The 16,122-nt window shown below is 61.0% G+C and carries 14 protein-coding genes; 13 read left to right on the top strand and 1 reads right to left on the bottom strand.

The window, feature by feature from the left end; all coding sequences use genetic code 11:
- Positions 1–66 precede the first annotated feature (66 nt).
- From ACE04I_RS19005 to ACE04I_RS19055, 11 genes are all read left to right on the top strand, one after another.
- The gene (locus ACE04I_RS19005; protein ID WP_137326656.1) at positions 67–1,653 is read left to right on the top strand and encodes an ABC transporter substrate-binding protein; all 1,587 of its coding nucleotides are present in this window, start codon (positions 67–69) and stop codon (positions 1,651–1,653) included.
- 5 nt (positions 1,654–1,658) lie between these two features.
- Positions 1,659–2,750: an ABC transporter permease gene (locus ACE04I_RS19010; protein ID WP_487207488.1), complete on the top strand. Its 1,092-nt coding sequence runs from the start codon at positions 1,659–1,661 to the stop codon at positions 2,748–2,750.
- Positions 2,751–2,754: 4 nt separating this feature from the next.
- Positions 2,755–3,690 (top strand): nickel transporter permease, encoded by a 936-nt coding sequence (gene nikC, locus ACE04I_RS19015; protein ID WP_046793539.1) that lies wholly within the window; start codon positions 2,755–2,757, stop codon positions 3,688–3,690.
- On the top strand, positions 3,687–4,544 hold the full coding sequence (locus tag ACE04I_RS19020; RefSeq protein ID WP_487207489.1) for an ABC transporter ATP-binding protein: 858 nt from the start codon (positions 3,687–3,689) through the stop codon (positions 4,542–4,544). Before nikC ends, ACE04I_RS19020 begins: the two co-directional genes overlap by 4 nt.
- The gene (locus ACE04I_RS19025; protein WP_487207490.1) at positions 4,541–5,287 is read left to right on the top strand and encodes an ABC transporter ATP-binding protein; all 747 of its coding nucleotides are present in this window, start codon (positions 4,541–4,543) and stop codon (positions 5,285–5,287) included. Before ACE04I_RS19020 ends, ACE04I_RS19025 begins: the two co-directional genes overlap by 4 nt.
- Positions 5,288–5,373: 86 nt before the next feature.
- Complete coding sequence (locus ACE04I_RS19030; protein WP_046793542.1) at positions 5,374–6,258, top strand: dihydrodipicolinate synthase family protein; 885 nt, start codon at positions 5,374–5,376, stop codon at positions 6,256–6,258.
- Between the two features lie 21 nt (positions 6,259–6,279).
- Positions 6,280–6,939, top strand: a complete 660-nt coding sequence (locus ACE04I_RS19035) for a GntR family transcriptional regulator (protein ID WP_487207491.1) — start codon at positions 6,280–6,282, stop codon at positions 6,937–6,939.
- A 49-nt stretch (positions 6,940–6,988) separates the two neighbouring features.
- Positions 6,989–8,320: an ABC transporter substrate-binding protein gene (locus tag ACE04I_RS19040; protein ID WP_487207492.1), complete on the top strand. Its 1,332-nt coding sequence runs from the start codon at positions 6,989–6,991 to the stop codon at positions 8,318–8,320.
- Positions 8,320–9,258: a carbohydrate ABC transporter permease gene (locus ACE04I_RS19045; protein ID WP_487207493.1), complete on the top strand. Its 939-nt coding sequence runs from the start codon at positions 8,320–8,322 to the stop codon at positions 9,256–9,258. Before ACE04I_RS19040 ends, ACE04I_RS19045 begins: the two co-directional genes overlap by 1 nt.
- Complete coding sequence (locus ACE04I_RS19050) at positions 9,258–10,079, top strand: carbohydrate ABC transporter permease (RefSeq protein WP_487207494.1); 822 nt, start codon at positions 9,258–9,260, stop codon at positions 10,077–10,079. Before ACE04I_RS19045 ends, ACE04I_RS19050 begins: the two co-directional genes overlap by 1 nt.
- Before the next feature lie 34 nt (positions 10,080–10,113).
- On the top strand, positions 10,114–11,169 hold the full coding sequence (locus tag ACE04I_RS19055; RefSeq protein ID WP_487207495.1) for an ABC transporter ATP-binding protein: 1,056 nt from the start codon (positions 10,114–10,116) through the stop codon (positions 11,167–11,169).
- 39 nt (positions 11,170–11,208) lie between these two features.
- Here ACE04I_RS19055 and ACE04I_RS19060 read toward each other — a convergent pair whose 3' ends face one another.
- On the bottom strand, positions 11,209–11,802 hold the full coding sequence (locus tag ACE04I_RS19060; protein WP_487207496.1) for a TetR/AcrR family transcriptional regulator: 594 nt from the start codon (positions 11,800–11,802) through the stop codon (positions 11,209–11,211).
- Positions 11,803–11,959: 157 nt separating this feature from the next.
- Here ACE04I_RS19060 and ACE04I_RS19065 point away from each other — a divergent pair, with 157 nt between their 5' ends.
- Together ACE04I_RS19065 and ACE04I_RS19070 are read left to right on the top strand one after the other, a co-directional pair.
- Positions 11,960–12,781 (top strand): NmrA family NAD(P)-binding protein, encoded by an 822-nt coding sequence (locus tag ACE04I_RS19065; RefSeq protein WP_487207497.1) that lies wholly within the window; start codon positions 11,960–11,962, stop codon positions 12,779–12,781.
- Between the two features lie 211 nt (positions 12,782–12,992).
- Positions 12,993–16,100 carry an autotransporter family protein gene (locus ACE04I_RS19070; RefSeq protein ID WP_487207498.1) on the top strand — a complete coding sequence of 1,036 codons (3,108 nt, stop codon included), beginning with the start codon at positions 12,993–12,995 and terminating at the stop codon, positions 16,098–16,100.
- Positions 16,101–16,122: the final 22 nt, after the last annotated feature.

A 16,122-nucleotide genomic window follows, 5' to 3' on the forward strand; every position in this document is an offset into this window, starting at 1 on the left:
CATATTCGCATGAATGAGCATGAATGCGCGGTGATGGCCGCGCGATAAGATTGGGAGGTCTTAACGATGCTGAAGAACCTATTCGCAACACTTGCGGTCACCGCCGCCATGTTCACCGCCCTGCCGTCATGGGCGGCTTCCCCGCCCAATATGCTGGTGATCGGCACCAACCTGACGGGCATCCGCACGCTCGACCCGGCGCAGAACAATGCCCGTACCGTTTCCGAGCTGATTTCCAACCTCTATGACAATCTCGTCCAGCTCTCACCGGACGACCTGCAGACGCTGAAGCCGATGCTTGCCACCGAATGGAAGGTTTCGGAGGACGGCAAGCTCATCACCCTCACCCTGCGCGATGATGCGGTCTTTCAGAGCGGAAACAAGGTCACCGCGGAAGATGCCGCCTGGTCCATCCAGCGCGTCATCAAGATGGGCCAGGTCGGCTCGACCGATATCGCGCTCTGGGGCTTTACGCCTGAAAACGTCGATCAGCTGGTTCGGGCAAAGGACGATCATACGCTGGAAATCGAGCTGCCGCAGCCGGTCAGCAGCGACCTGGTTCTCTATTCGCTCGCCGGTTCCTCGATCGGCATCGTGGACAAGAAGACGGCGATGTCACATGAGGCCAATGGCGATTTCGGCGGCGCCTGGCTGTCGGCCAATTCCGCCGGCAGCGGCCCATTCACGCTCGCCCAGTGGCGCCCGAACGACGTTGCAATCTTCAACGCCCAGCCGGATTACTGGGGCGGCAAGCCGGCAATGGCGCGCGTCGTTGCCCGCCATATCCCGGAATCGGGCAATCTTCGCCTACAGCTCGAAGCCGGCGACGTCGACGTCGGACATTATCTCGCCAGCGGCGATCTCGATGCGCTTTCCAAGAGCGAGGATATCGTTATCGACAGTGTTCCAGGCCTCGGTTTCTACTACGTCGCCCTCAACCAGAAGGACCCCGATCTTCAGAAGCCCAAGGTCCGCGAAGCCTTCCAGCACGCTTTCGACTGGAAGGCCATTGCCGACAATATCATGCGCTATACCGGCTTCCCCTGGCAGTCGATGATCCCGCGCGGCATGATCGGAGCTCCGACCGAGGTGGTCGATCGGTACAATTACGATCCGGCCAAGGCCAAGCAGCTCTTGGCTGAAGCGGGCTATCCGAATGGGCTGAAAAAGGTGCTCAATCCGTCCGGCGCTCCGACGCTCCCCTTCGCCGAGGCCCTGCAGGCCAGCGCGCGAGCCGCAGGCATAGAGCTCGATCTCGTGCCGGGCGAGTTCACGCCGGCCTTCCGCGAGCGGAAATACGAAGTCCTGCTCGGCAATTCCGGTGCCCGCCTTCCCGACCCTTTCGCGGTGGCGACGCAATATGCCTATAACCCGGACAACAGCGATGAGGCCCGCCTTGGCAGCTATTATCTCTGGCGCACGGCAATGAAGGTGGATGAGCTCAACGGGCTGGTCGACCAGTCGATGAAGGAACGCGACACCGCCAAACGCACGGAGATCTTCAAGAAGATCGACACCATCTACGGCGGCATGAATTCACCGCTGATGATCTTCTTCCAGCGCACCGACCCCTATGTCATGCGCGCCAATGTCAAAGGTTACCAAGGCCATACGACATGGTCGACGCGTTGGCATGACGTGACGAAGGAGTAAGCGACGTGGCAAGCGCCGATCTCCAATCGGAACGGGATCCGAACCGGAACATCGACGCCTTCGCAGCGGCGTCGCCACACCCGATCCTGATAACGTTGCGACGCCTGGCAGGGCGCGTGGTGGCGATCGTCACCACGCTGCTCGGGCTCCTCTTCCTGACCTTCTCCATGGGACGGCTGCTCCCGGCCGATCCCGTCCTCGCCATCACGGGAGCCGAGGTCAGCAAGGAGGTCTATGACCGCGTCTACAGAGAACTAGGCCTCGACCAGCCGATCTGGATGCAGTTCCTGACCTATGTGCGCAACGTGGCAACCGGCGATCTCGGCAGATCGACGACCACCGGCCAGCCGATCCTCAGCGATCTCCTGACCATTTTTCCCGCAACCATCGAGCTTGCCCTGGTCGCCATGGTCGTCGGCATCGTGGTAGGCGTTCCGCTTGGCATCATCGCCGCGGTCCGCCGTGGCTCGATCATCGACCATATCGTCCGCATTCTGGCGTTGGCCGGACATTCCGTCCCGATCTTCTGGACCGGACTGATGGCTCTGTTCATCTTCTACGCGAAACTTCGCCTGGTCGGAGCTTCCGGACGCATCGACGTGTTCTACGAAGGCCTCGTCACCCCGGTTACCGGCTTCCTGCTGATCGACTCGGCCCTTCAGGGCCAGTGGGAGGTCTTCAGGAATGCGCTCAGCCACATCATCCTGCCAGGATCCATTCTCGGCTATTATTCCGTCGCCTATATCAGCCGCATGTCGCGCTCGTTCATGCTGGAGCAGTTGGGACAGGAATACATCCTCACAGCCAAGGCGAAGGGGCTTGGGCGACGCCAGGTCGTGTGGCGGCATGCCTTCAGGAATATCCGCGTCCAGTTGCTCACGATCATGGCGCTGACCTTCGGCGGCCTACTGGAGGGAGCCGTTCTGATCGAGACCGTCTTCGGATGGCCGGGGCTCGGGCAATATCTCACACGTGGTCTTCAGATGAATGACATGAATGTGGTGATGGGTGCGGTGCTGACCATCGGCGCCGTCTTTTTGACCATCAACATGATTTCAGACGTGCTCTATCGCATTCTCGATCCGAGGACACGGTGACAAGATGACAATTCCGATCGAACAGACGAACCGTTCCGAGCCTGGCGGCTTTCGCCAATGGCTGCTGGCGCCCGAACCCGAGGGTTTGTTTCAATCGTCCGTCCAGCAGTTCTACCAGGGCTGGCTCAAGTTCCGGCTGCATCCGCTCGGCCTCGTCGGCCTGGCGGTCATCATTCTGCTCATACTCGTGGCCGTTGCCGCACCGGTGCTGACGCAATACGACCCGATCGTCCAGGATATGGCGAGCCGATTGGCGCCTCCATCGGCGGAGCATTGGCTCGGCACCGACAATTTCGGTCGCGACGTCTTTGCACGCATCATCTATGGCGCGCGCACGACGCTCTACATCATCATCCTCGTCACCGTGATCGTCGCCCCGATCGGCCTTTTGATCGGCACCTGTTCAGGGTATTTCGGCGGAGTCGTCGACGAGATATTGATGCGCATCACCGATATCTTCCTGTCCTTCCCAGGCCTGGTACTGGCGCTCGGTTTTGCCGCGGCGCTCGGTCCCGGCATCACCAATGCGATCATCGCGATTTCGCTGACGGCCTGGCCGCCGATCGCCAGGCTCGCGCGTGCGGAAACGCTTAGCCTGCGCAACGCCGATTTCATCGCAGCCGTCCGCCTGCAGGGCGCGTCATCCATGGCCATCATCACCCGTCACATCCTGCCGATGTGCATTCCGTCGGTAATCGTGCGTGTGACCCTGAACATGGCCGGGATCATTATCACGGCCGCTGGCCTTGGCTTTCTCGGCCTCGGCGCGCAGCCGCCATGGCCGGAATGGGGCGCCATGGCCGCCACCGGCCGTGAATTCATGCTGGACAGCCCTTGGGTCATCGCGGCGCCCGGCATCGCTATTGCGCTCGTCAGTCTTGCCTTCAACCTCGTCGGCGACGCCCTTCGCGACGTACTCGATCCAAGGGGTGGCGAATGACAGATTCACTCATCGATATCCGCAATCTGGAGATCGCCTTCGGCGGCGGCGCGGTGAAAGCCGTGCGCGGCGTAAGTTTTACTCTTGGCCAGGAGAAACTCGGGATCGTCGGCGAATCCGGATCGGGCAAGTCCACCGTCGGCCGCGCGATCATGAAACTGTTGCCCCCGACCGCGAAGGTCACGGCCGAACGAATGATGTTCAAGGACGTGGACCTGTTGAGCGCCAGCGAGCAGAAGATGATGACCGTGCGCGGGCGGCAGATCGGATTGATCCTTCAAGATCCCAAATACTCGCTCAATCCCGTCATGCGCATCGGCGAACAGATTGCAGAAACCTACCGTCTGCATGTTCCCAAGGCGAGCGCGAAGCAAGCGAACGAGCAAACGCTGTCGATGTTGACCGCGGTACAGATCCGCGATCCCGAACGAGTAGCACGGCTTTACCCGCATGAAATATCGGGCGGCATGGGCCAACGCGTCATGATCGCGATGATGCTGATCGCCGAACCCGATGTTCTGATCGCCGACGAGCCAACTTCGGCTCTCGATGTCACCGTTCGGCTCGAGGTGCTGGGCCTATTGGAAGAGCTCGTCGAACGGCGCAATCTCGGCCTGATCTTCATCAGCCACGACCTCAACCTGGTTCGGCATTTCTGCGATCGCGTGCTCATCATGTATGCGGGACGGATCGTCGAGACCTTGGAGGCGAGAAACCTCGCGAACGCGAAACACCCCTATACGCAGGGCCTGCTTGCATCGCTTCCATCGATCGAGGAGCCCCCTGCCCGGCTGCCGGTCTTGAAGCGTGAGCGCTCCTGGCTGGACGATACCGCCACGGAGACGCGCGCATGATCGAAGTCGAAAACCTCACGATACGTTTCGGTGCGGGCAAGAAGCCGGTCGTCAGCAATTTCAATCTCGCCATCGAGCCAGGCATGGCATTCGGCCTGGTCGGGGAATCCGGTTGCGGCAAGTCGACGGTCCTGCGTGCAATCTCCGGCCTCAACCCGAATTACGAAGGGCAGATCAAGCTGGACGGCAAGATATTGGACCATCGGCGGGAGCGTTCATTCTTCCGCCAGGTTCAGATGGTGTTTCAGGATCCATATGGCTCCTTGCACCCTCGCAAGACGATCCGCTCCCAGCTTAAGGAGCCTCTACGCAATCAAGGTATTTCGGCAAAATCGACGAGCCTTGATGATGCCCTGCAGGCGGTCGGCCTCGATCCGGTGCTGAGCTACCGTTTCCCACATCAATTATCGGGCGGCCAACGGCAGCGCGTCGCCATCGCTCGTGCACTCGTTCTCAATCCAGCGATCCTGTTGCTCGATGAGCCGACCTCGGCGCTCGACGTTTCGGTCCAGGCGGAAATTCTCAATCTCCTGCAGGATCTGCGCACGGAGCGTGGTCTTACCTACCTGCTCGTCAGCCACGATCTCGCTGTCGTCTCGCACATGTGCTCGCGCATCGCGATCATGGAAGCCGGCGAGGTGGTGGAGGAGACTGATATCGAGAACCTCCGGAAAGGCACCATTAAACATCCCTATTCCCAGCGGCTTCTCGGCGCGAGCAGGAGGTACGGCAAGAGCGCCTGACGCTGTCGCCACCTCCGACATTATGCATGTTTACAGCTAACATGTTAGTGATATAGGGTGACGATGTCAGTTTGGAGGAGCGGGCATTGAAAACGAGATTCGGCCTATCGGCAGCACTTACGACCCCTTTTGATGATGGGGGCGAGATCGTCCTGCCCCTCATGACGGAGCATGCGAAGCGTTGCCTGGAAGCCGGCTGCGATAGCATCACGCTGTTCGGCACCACGGGTGAAGGCAGCTCGATCGGCAACAGGGAACGCGCTTCGACTTTGGAGGCGTTCGCCCATGCCGGCATAGCGCCGGAAAGATTGGTCGTCGGCGTTCTGGTCGATGCCGCGCACGACGCGGCCGAACAGGCCGCCCAGGCGCTGGACGCCGGAGTGCGCAATATTCTTCTGGCTCCGCCATCCTATTTCAAGAACGTCGCCGACGACGGCGTCTTCGAATGGTATTCGAAAGTGTTCGCCCTGCTCGGCGCCAAGGCGCGCGACATCATCCTCTACAACATCCCCTCGGTGACGATGGTCGGGATCTCCGTGGAACTGGTCGGCCGCCTGCGCAACGCCTTTCCCACGGCAGTTGCCGGGGTGAAGGATTCAGGTGGCGACTGGCCCTATACGGAACGACTGCTCAAGGAGCATGGCGATCTCACCATCCTCATTGGGGACGAGCGCCATCTGGCGCAGGGCACGCGTCTCGGTGGGCAGGGCGCCATTTCGGGAATGGCCAACATATTCCCGCGGGAGATCGGCGCCATGGCGGTCGACGGCCGGGACGACGAGCGCGTCATCAGCCTGGTCGAGGAGCTCCTGACCCTCCCCGTGACGCCGGCCGTCAAGGCCCTGGTTGCCCAGGCAAGCGGCAACCAGGTATGGCTGAATGTGAGGCCGCCTCTGGTAACGATTCCATCCGAAGGACGCGAGCGGATTGCGCGCTCCTTCGAAAAGGCGTTCTCGCCCAAGGCAGCCTGAGGTCAAATAGGAGCGCATCGCGTGGATGAAGCCGGCGAGCAGGTGAGATTGAGGGAAAAAGCGTATGAAAGCTTCACGCGCCACCTGCTGGCGCGGGATGTGCGTCCCGGTCAGTTCATCTCCCAGCGCCGTCTTGTCGAGCTGACCGGCCTGACACTTGGGGCCATCCGTGAACTCATTCCGAGGCTAGAGGCCGAGGGGCTGATCAAGACCGTGCCCCAGCGCGGACTGCAGATCGCCCATATCGATATTCACCTCATCCGGGAGGCATTCCAGTTCCGCCTGATTCTGGAAAAGGAGGCGGTGGCGCTCTTCACCCGCAGTGCAAGCGACGCCGAAGTGCAGCGTCTGCTGAAGCAGCACCGTGATATCGCCGAGGAGCTTGCGGCCGCCGGCCCCTCGCCCGAGCTCGAACAGCGCGCCCAGGTGACGGACTGGGGGATGCATGATGCGTTCATCGATGCCATGGGCAATTCGATCATCTCCAATGCCTATAGGGTCAACTCGATCAAGATGCGGCTGATCAATCAGGAGCGTTTCCGCATCGAGGGCCGGGTGGGACCCGTCATGAAGGAACATCTTTTGGTTCTCGAAGCGATCGAAAGGCGATCGGTAGAGGATGCGGTCCGGTGCCTCGCGGCACATATTTGCAATGCCAGGGACCGCGCACTGGCAGTATGAACGTCAACGGGCCACGCGAGGAGGCGTGGCCACCAAAGGAGGACAGGGTATGACGATTTCGATTCTCAAACCGACACGACGCCAGTTCCTGGCTGCAAGCGTGGCGATCAGTGGTACGGCGCTCATCGGCAGCCGTCCAGCTTCCGCCGCGGTCGACTGGAAGCGCTTTGCGGGCACCACGCTCGACGTGAACTTGGTCAAGAGCCCGCGCAGCGAGATCATCTTAAAACACCTGTCGGAATTCGAGGAACTGACCGGCATCAAGGTCAACGCGGAAGCCACGCCCGAACAGCAGCAACGGCAGAAGACCGTCATCGAGCTGAGCACCGGCAGGCCAAGCTTCGATGTCGTACATCTGAGCTATCACGTGCAGAAGCGGCAGTTCGAGAAAGGTGGATGGTTGGCTGATATCAGCGGCTTCATGAAGGACCCGTCGCTGACCGATCCGTCACTGGTGGAAGGTGATTTTGCCGAAGCCGGTCTGCTCTTCGCCAAGGATTCCGACGGCACGATGCGCTCGCTGCCCTTCTCTGTGGATTACTGGATCGTCTACTGGAACCGGGAGCTTTTCGAAAAACACGGCCTTTCCTACCCTACATCGTTCGATGAGCTGGTTGCGGCCGCGGAGAAGATAACCGACCCCTCCAGCAACACCTACGGCTTCGTGGCACGCGGCCTCAAGAACGCGAATACGCCGGTGTGGACCTCGTTGATGCTCGGCTATGGCGCAACCCCGATCAGCGCGGATGGGAAAGTGCAGGCCACATCGAAGGAGGCTGTGGAAGCCGCCAAGCTTTACCAGCGCCTGATGACGAAAGCCGCCCCTCCCGGCGTCTCCGGCTTCAACTGGGCGGAGGCGCAATCCGCCTTCCTGCAGGGCAGGATCGGCATGTGGTTCGACGGCGTCGGCTTCGCGCCGCCGATCGAAGATCCGCAGAAATCCCGCGTCGTCGGCAAAGTGGGCTATGGGGTCATTCCCAAGGGGCCGGCCGCGCAGGCAGCGGGCACTTTCGGCGACGGCATAGGTGTGGTCGAAGCCAGCACCAAGAAGGAAGCCGGCTATCTCTTCTGCCAATGGGTGATCTCGCATGACATGGGCGCTCGCCTGCTGCAGGCTGGCGCAGGCGTGCCCTATCGCCAGTCTATCCTGGAAGACGCCAAGGTGCGCGAAGGTGTGAAGATGCCCGGCGAATGGCTGGACGCCGTCGTCGCTTCGGGCAAGGTCTCCCGTCTCGCCCTTCCGGTCATTATCCCGGTCACCGAGTTCCGCGACATCTACGGCGTGGCCCTCACCAACATGATCGGCGGAGCCGACCCGGAAGCCGAACTCAAGAACGCAACCGCGCAGTTCGAACCGGTTCTGGCGCGAAGCGAGGGATAATGGCGTCCGTGAGCATCGATAATCCGATGACGCGGGGCAAGCAGGAGAAAAGGAGCAAGCCTTCACGGCTTGCTCCCAACTATTGGCCCTTCGTCCTGCCCGCCCTGATCGTGATCGCGGCCGTGATCGTATTTCCCTGGGTCTTCACCTTGTGGATGAGCGTCAATAGCTGGACGCTCGGCCAACCTCGCGTCTTCGCAGGCCTTGCGAACTATATGCGCCTGGCGCAGGACACCCGCTTCTGGGAATCGTTGTGGCATACGGCGGTCTACACGGCTCTCTCCGTGGTCCTGCCCCTGTTTCTCGGCACGCTGGCGGCGCTGGTCTTCGATGCAAAGTTTCCCTTGCGCGGCTTTTTGCGCGGCGTCTTCGTCATGCCAATGATGGCCACCCCCGTGGCGGTGGCGCTCGTTTGGACGATGATGTTCCACCCGCAGCTCGGGGTCCTGAACTATCTGCTTTCCCTTGTCGGCCTCGGCCCGCAGGAATGGATCTACAACCAGTCGACGGTCATTCCTTCCCTGGTTCTGGTGGAAACCTGGCAGTGGACGCCGCTCGTCATGCTGATCGTGCTCGGAGGCCTGGCCGCGGTACCACGCGAGCCCTATGAAAGCGCGGAGATCGATGGCGCCAATGCCTGGCAGAAATTCCGCTACCTGACCATGCCGATGATCGCCCCGTTCCTGATGATCGCCGTAATCATCCGCTCGATCGATGCCGTCAAAAGCTTCGACATCATCTATGCGATGACGCAGGGCGGGCCCGGCACGGCGTCGGAAACAATCAACATCTATCTCTACAATACCGCCTTTGCCTATTACGACATCGGCTATGGCTCGGCCATGGCGGTCGTGTTCTTCGTCATCATCGTCGCGCTCTCCTTCGTATTGCTGATGGTTCGCCAGCGCGCCAACTGGTCCGATGTGGAGAACCGCTGATGAAACGCAAGACGCTCGACAAACTCGGCCTTCTCTTCGTCGCTCTGGTGATGATCTCGCCGGTCGTCCTGTTCTTCCTCTGGATGATCTCGCTGTCGCTCAAATACGAAATCGACAACGGTGCTTACCCGCCCATCCTCATTCCGGAAAACTTCGCCTGGTCGAACTATCTGAAGGTGTTCGAGGAGAATAACTTCTTCCTCTATTTCTGGAACTCGATCCTGGTCACCGGAGCGGCGACGCTGCTTGCGCTTCTGATCGGGGTGCCGGCCGGCTATGGGATTGCGCGGCTGAAGGCCGAAAAGTCGGCAGTCGTCATCATGATAGCCCGTATGACTCCCGGCCTGTCCTTTCTCATTCCGCTTTTTCTGCTGTTCCAGTGGCTGAACCTCATCGGCACGCTGTGGCCCCAGATTATCATTCACCTGGTCGTCACCGTGCCGATCGTCGTGTGGATCATGATCGGCTATTTCGAGACGACGCCGATGGAGCTGGAAGAGGCGGCCAGCATCGACGGCGCGACCTCCTGGCAGGTCTTCCGCCTGGTCGCACTGCCGATCGCAAAACCCGGCATCGTCGTTTCCTTCATCCTTGCCCTGATCTTCTCGTGGAACAATTTCGTCTTCGGCATCGTGCTGGCAAACCGCGAGACGCGCACGCTCCCTGTTGCCGTCTACAACATGCTCTCCTTCGAGCAGGTAAGCTGGGGGCCATTGGCCGCGGCAGCACTGATCGTGACGCTGCCAGTGCTGCTTCTGACGATGTTCGCACAAAGGCAAATCGTGGCGGGTCTCACCGCAGGCGCAGTCAAGGGAGGGTGAAGCCGCTCGGCTTCCCTCGCAAAAGGCAATCATCATGGCACACGTCAATATCCAGAACGTCCAGAAGCACTTCGGCCCCGTCAAGGTCATTCACGACGTCAGCATCGATATCGCCGATGGCGAGTTCGTCGTGCTGGTCGGGCCATCCGGCTGCGGTAAGTCCACCCTGCTTCGCATGATCGCGGGCCTTGAGGAAGTCAGCGGCGGCGAGATCCGGATCGGTCCGCGCGAGGTGTCGAACCTGCCCGCCCGGGACCGCGACATAGCGATGGTCTTCCAGAACTATGCGCTCTATCCGCACATGACTGTCGAGGACAATATGGGCTTCGCGTTGAAGCTCAAGAAGGTCAATCCCGCCGAGATCGACGGCAAGGTGAGGAACGCTGCCTCCATCCTCGGTCTCGACAAGCTGCTCGATCGCTATCCGAAACAGCTTTCCGGCGGCCAGCGCCAGCGCGTGGCGATGGGCCGCGCCATCGTGCGCGACCCTCAGGTCTTTCTTTTCGACGAACCCCTGTCGAACCTCGACGCCAAGCTTCGCGTGCAGATGCGCGGTGAGATCAAGACCATGCACCAGCGCATCGGCACGACGACGATCTACGTCACGCACGATCAGGTCGAGGCGATGACCATGGCCGACAAGATCGTCGTGCTGCATGATGGCTATATCGAGCAGGTGGGAGCGCCGCTGGAACTCTACGACCGCCCCGCCAACACGTTCGTCGCCGGATTCATCGGATCCCCTGCCATGAACTTTCTGAACGGTCGCATCGAGGAAGGGGGTTTTCGCACCAAGCAGGGCTTGGTCCTTCCCTTGCCGCAAGATGTGGCCTCCACGGCCGGCGGGCGTGAACTGGTCTACGGCATTCGCCCGGAGCATATCCGAGCGGCTCCCGACGGCATCAAAGGCAAGGCAACGCTCGTGGAGGGAACCGGTTCGGAAATCTATGTCCGGCTCGATGCCGGAGGAGAGGATATCGCCTGCCTTTTTCGGGAGCGTCTCCACATCAATTTCGGCGATACCATCGGGATCGCCGTGGACCCCACCGCTGTTCATCTGTTCGACAGGCAGACGGGCCGTCGCATTTGACGGCCATTTAGGCGGTGTGTCTCCAGGTTCCCATCTGGTTCATTGAGCCCATACCTGCGCGGGTTGACTGGGCAATGTCCGCTTGAATTGGGCAAGCACGCGTTTCGCATCCGCCTCCTCCAGCGTGATCGCGTAACGGACGGCCGCCGCAATAAGCGTCATGCTCAGCCGTGAGAAGATTTCCAGCTCCTTCGGATCACTGTCGATGAAGCGCGACAGGGCGTGCTGGAAAAGACCAGCCAGATACTCACCGTCGAATTTGTCGAGGCTCTGAAGGGCGCGATCGGCGAGCGTGGCTTGCCAGATCACCACCATTGCCGGTTCGTCACGATACATCCGGTAGAAGCCATCGGTGATATTCGCGAGGGCAGCGTGCACGTCCTCGGTGCCGCGCATTGCTTCCAGCTCCTTGCGAACGCATTCGTGTCCAAGGAGATTGTATCGCTCCGCAAGCGTTCCGATGATCGCGGTCTTGTCGGGAAAATACTGGTAGAGCGATCCGAACGGAACGCCTGCGCGTTCGACGACGTCGCTCATACGGAAAGCGTCGCTCCCCTTCTCCAGCAGCAGCTCCTCGGCACAGGCCAGGATTTTCTCAAAACGCTCCCGGCTGCGCTTTTGGGTCGGCGCCAATCGAGCGACCCCTTCCGTACCCGTTACCGTGTGAACCTGTTCGGCTCTCGCTTTCCTCATTTTCCAAGGTCTTTCAAAACCACTTGACTTTCAAAATACGAGAGTTTATCGATTTGTCAAATACGAGATTTCCTCGTATTATTTCGGAGGAATGACCATGCGACAGGACAGGATCCTCATCATCGGCGCCAATGGAAAGACCGGTGCTCGCGTGAATGCGCGGCTGAAGGAGCGCGGCATCGAAACACGCGCCGTCTCGCGATCCAGCGAGATACCGTTTGACTGGGAACGGCCGGAAAGCTGGGCCGCGGCCTTCGACGGCATGACACGCGCCTATGTCACGTTCCAGCCGGATTTGGCCGTGGAGGGCGCTGCCGAAGCCATCGAAGAGATCTGCCGGATCGCGCGCGAGAAAGGGCTGAAGCAGGTGGTTCTTCTGTCGGGCCGTGGTGAACCGGGGGCCCAGCGCTCGGAGGCAATTTTGCAGACTTCCGGCATTCCCTGGACGATCGTGCGCGCGAGCTGGTTCAGCCAGAACTTCTCGGAAAGCTATCTGTTGGACAGCGTTCTGGCAGGCGAGATCGCATTGCCGGCAGGTCCCGTGCCGGAACCGTTCATCGACGTGGAAGACATCGCCGATGTGGCCGTGGCGGCGCTGACCGATGATCGGCACATCAACCGGCTCTACGAAGTGACTGGGCCCCGTGCGCTCACCTTCGCCCAGGCCGCGGCCGAAATCTCGCAGGCGGTCGGAAGACCTGTTGGCTACCGGCAGATTTCACCCGAAGAGTTCGCTAAAAGCTTGGGGCCCCATGCTCCCAGGGAGATCATCGATCTACTTCTTGAACTCTTTACGGTCGTGCTGGATGGCCGCAATACGTCTGTGACGCATGGCGTGGAACAGGCACTGGAGCGCCCCGCCCGGGACTTTTCCGATTATGTCCGCAGCACCGCGGCCACCGGAGTTTGGGAGGCGTGACAATAGCTCCTCCAATCACCGCATGCAGTTTTGTGTCGCCCGCTGCGGCCACGGACGAAGCCATGGTGCGCAGCAGCGCATTGTTGCCGCGCTGCAACACAGTTTGTCAAAACGGAGGCAAAAAGGAAGCGCTTTGTTGTCCTGACACGGATGCCCGCTAGGTTTTAGCTCGGGCTGGGGACTGTCTGTCAACAACGGAGATGAGCTCCCCATGAAGATACGCATCTGGTTGACCTCCACGGCTCTTTGGCCGGTGCTTGCTGGAGCCTGGACGATTTCCGTGGTTTCCCCGGATCTGGCGCTAGCGGCCTGTTCGACGCTCGGGGGTGTCACCACCTGCGACAGCTCAGCCCCCAATCCCCACACCGCGACGGTGGGAACAGGCAGGGGAGATCACGGCCGAACGGTAACGCTCGGCTCGGGCGCGCAGATCAACGTCAACGGCGCCAATGCGATCAGCCTGGGCAATAACGCCAGCATCACCCTCCAAAGCGGCTCCACCGTCGGCAACACCGCGAATTCCTGGACCGGCGGGCTTTTCAATACCGGCCTCAACACGATCGAATTCAACAGTAATGGTACCTTGATCGTTGAGGAAGGCGCCTCGATCATCAAGAAGGGATCGGGCGGCAATGCCGAAACCGTCAACGTTCATGGCTTCGGAAACCGGATCGAAAACCGTGGCCTCATCCAGGCGGAAAACAGCGCCGCGATCTGGTTCCAGGATGAAGTCCGCGGAACGAAGAACGTCGTCGACAACTACGGCACCATCGAGAAGGTCGGCGGGGTCGGCAGCGTGATCGGTTCCAGCGGCGGCGCCGGAATCCAGTTCTATAACCGCACGGGCGCTCAGGTCATCGGCGGCATCAGCTTCGGCGGCGGCAATGACGATCTCTTCTTCGAGGCCAGCTCCCTCGTCACCGGCAACATCAACGGGGGCGGCGGCACCAACAATCTGACGCTACAGGGTGCGTCGGGCTCCGACGATACTTTGCGGGGCAATATCAGCAATTTCAGTTCACTTACCAAGGACGGCGAAGGCAAGTGGACGGTCGCCGGCAATCTCGGCGGTTTCACCACAACAACGGTCAGGAACGGCACGCTGGCTCTCACCGGAGACAACGCCAACTATACGGGCGCGGTTATGGTGGAGACCGCCGGCACACTGGAAGCACGCGCGCAGAGCCTGCCTACCAGGGCGAACGCCGCCGACAACGTCAACAACGTCACCAACAACGGCCTCGTCCGTTTCACCCAATCCGACGACGGCACCTATATCGGGCAGATCACCGGCACTGGTGCGGTCGAAAAGGTCGGCGCCGGCGTTCTCACCCTCGCCCCGGTCGTTGCCGCGGGAAACACCTATTCCGGCGGCACCTCGATCAATGAGGGCACGCTCGCTGTCGGCGCCGACAATGTGCTGGGAGCCGCCACAGGCGGAGTTTCGTTCGACGGAGGTACCCTGCGTTTCGACAGCGAATTCGACTTGGCGTCCTCGCGTGCCATAACGATCGAGGACGGCGGCGGCACGATCGACACGCAAGGCTTCACCACCACGATTTCACAAGGTACGACCGGCGACGGCAAGCTCACCAAGGTGGGCGCCGGCACGCTCGAACTGACGGGTGACAACGCCCATACGGGTGGTACGAGCGTCCAGGTAGGCACACTGGCGCTCGGCGATGCCTCCGGGGCGGCGGCCGCCCTGTCGGGAGGCGGCGCGGTGGATATCGCTTCCGACGCCACGCTCGGTGGCTACGGAAACATTACCGGCGATCTCGTCAATAGCGGCACCTTCGCCGTTGCGAATGCTCTCTCGACGTTTTCATCCGGACCGAACGGCAATTTCACCGTCAACGGCAACGTGACCAATAACGGGCTCATCCAGATCGGTGGGACCGGCATCGGCAACAGCTTGACGGTTTCCGGTGACTATGCCGGCAATGGCGGCACGGTGGGTCTCAATACCTATCTCGGCACCGATGGCTCCCCCTCGGACAAGCTCATCATCGACGGCGGAGCGGCAAGCGGCACCAGCGGCCTGCAGATCACCAATGTCGGCGGCACCGGAGCATTGACACAAGGCAACGGCATCCTCGTGGTCGAAGCCATCAACGGAGGAAGCACGGACTCGGGCGCGTTCTCGCTGGCCGGGCCTGCGGCGGCAGGCGCTTACGACTATTATCTCTACAAAGGCAGCGTCGACGGCGGATCGACCGACAACTGGTATCTGCGGAATACCGTCTCCTCGTCTATACCGAGCGAACCGGCACCAGGCACTCCCTCGCTTCCGATCGCCACGCCGGGGAACCCTTCACCGACGCCTCCAACCCCTGGCGCAACACCGGTCGTGGGGGATGTGATCCCGCTCTACCGACCGGAAGTCCCGACCTACTCGGTCATTCCGCCTGCAGCACGAGAGGCCGCACTCGCCACACTCGGCACGTTCCATGAGCGGCGCGGCGAGCAGAGTGTTCTTGCGCCCGGCGACGACCTTTCCGCCGCCTGGTTCCGTGGTTTCGGCCAAAGCACGGAGCAGAGCTGGTCGGGCACTGTCTCACCATCCATCGACGGCTCCACCTGGGGCATCCAGGCCGGCTTCGACATCTTGCGACGGGAGAGCGGCGACGGCCATAGCGACACTGCCGGCGTATTCCTCGGCTATGCCGGGCTCAGCGCCGATGTGCGCGGTCAAGCGCTCGGCTGGAACAATGTGAAGACCGGCAAGATCGATGTCGATGCCACCAGCCTGGGTGCCTATTGGACCCATATCGGTCCTTCGGGCTGGTATCTGGACGGCGTAATCATGGGCACATGGTATGGCGGCTCGGCAAGCTCGGATCGCGGCTTTGACGTAGACATCGACGGCCACGGCTTCACCGCCTCGCTCGAAGGCGGCTATCCGATTGCGATCACTGACAACTGGGTGCTGGAACCGCAGGCCCAGATCATCTGGCAGAGCCTCTCGCTCGACGACCAGCGCGATGCCTTCTCACCGGTCTCCTTCGACAGCGACAACGCTTGGACCGGCCGCATCGGCGCCCGCCTGCAGGGCAATTACCAGACGGATCAAGGCCTCCTGCAGCCCTATCTCAAGGCCAATATCTGGCACGGCTTCAAGACGTCGGACACGATCCGTTTCGACACCGACGCAATCACCACGGAGGGTGAGAGCACGTCGCTGGAGCTCGGCGCCGGCCTCGTCTATGCCCTCACAGAGAATGTCAGCGCCTTCGCCGCCGTCGACTATACGTTCGATATCGGCGGCGAGCGCAAGCGGGCCTTCGAGGGCAATATCGGCCTGCGCGTCAGATGGTGATCTGACTATCGTGACCGCAAGC

Source organism: Rhizobium moroccans (assembly GCF_057559155.1).

Excerpts from the sequence above, each read along its gene's own strand:
- ACE04I_RS19055 (WP_487207495.1), top strand. The coding sequence starts at position 10,114 with ATGGCACACGTCAATATCCAGAACGTCCAGAAGCACTTCGGCCCCGTC.
- ACE04I_RS19005 (WP_137326656.1), top strand. The coding sequence starts at position 67 with ATGCTGAAGAACCTATTCGCAACACTTGCGGTCACCGCCGCCATGTTC.
- ACE04I_RS19045 (WP_487207493.1), top strand. The coding sequence starts at position 8,320 with ATGGCGTCCGTGAGCATCGATAATCCGATGACGCGGGGCAAGCAGGAG.
- ACE04I_RS19020 (WP_487207489.1), top strand. The coding sequence starts at position 3,687 with ATGACAGATTCACTCATCGATATCCGCAATCTGGAGATCGCCTTCGGC.
- ACE04I_RS19050 (WP_487207494.1), top strand. The coding sequence starts at position 9,258 with ATGAAACGCAAGACGCTCGACAAACTCGGCCTTCTCTTCGTCGCTCTG.
- ACE04I_RS19070 (WP_487207498.1), top strand. The coding sequence starts at position 12,993 with ATGAAGATACGCATCTGGTTGACCTCCACGGCTCTTTGGCCGGTGCTT.
- ACE04I_RS19025 (WP_487207490.1), top strand. The coding sequence starts at position 4,541 with ATGATCGAAGTCGAAAACCTCACGATACGTTTCGGTGCGGGCAAGAAG.
- ACE04I_RS19065 (WP_487207497.1), top strand. The coding sequence starts at position 11,960 with ATGCGACAGGACAGGATCCTCATCATCGGCGCCAATGGAAAGACCGGT.
- nikC (WP_046793539.1), top strand. The coding sequence starts at position 2,755 with ATGACAATTCCGATCGAACAGACGAACCGTTCCGAGCCTGGCGGCTTT.
- ACE04I_RS19040 (WP_487207492.1), top strand. The coding sequence starts at position 6,989 with ATGACGATTTCGATTCTCAAACCGACACGACGCCAGTTCCTGGCTGCA.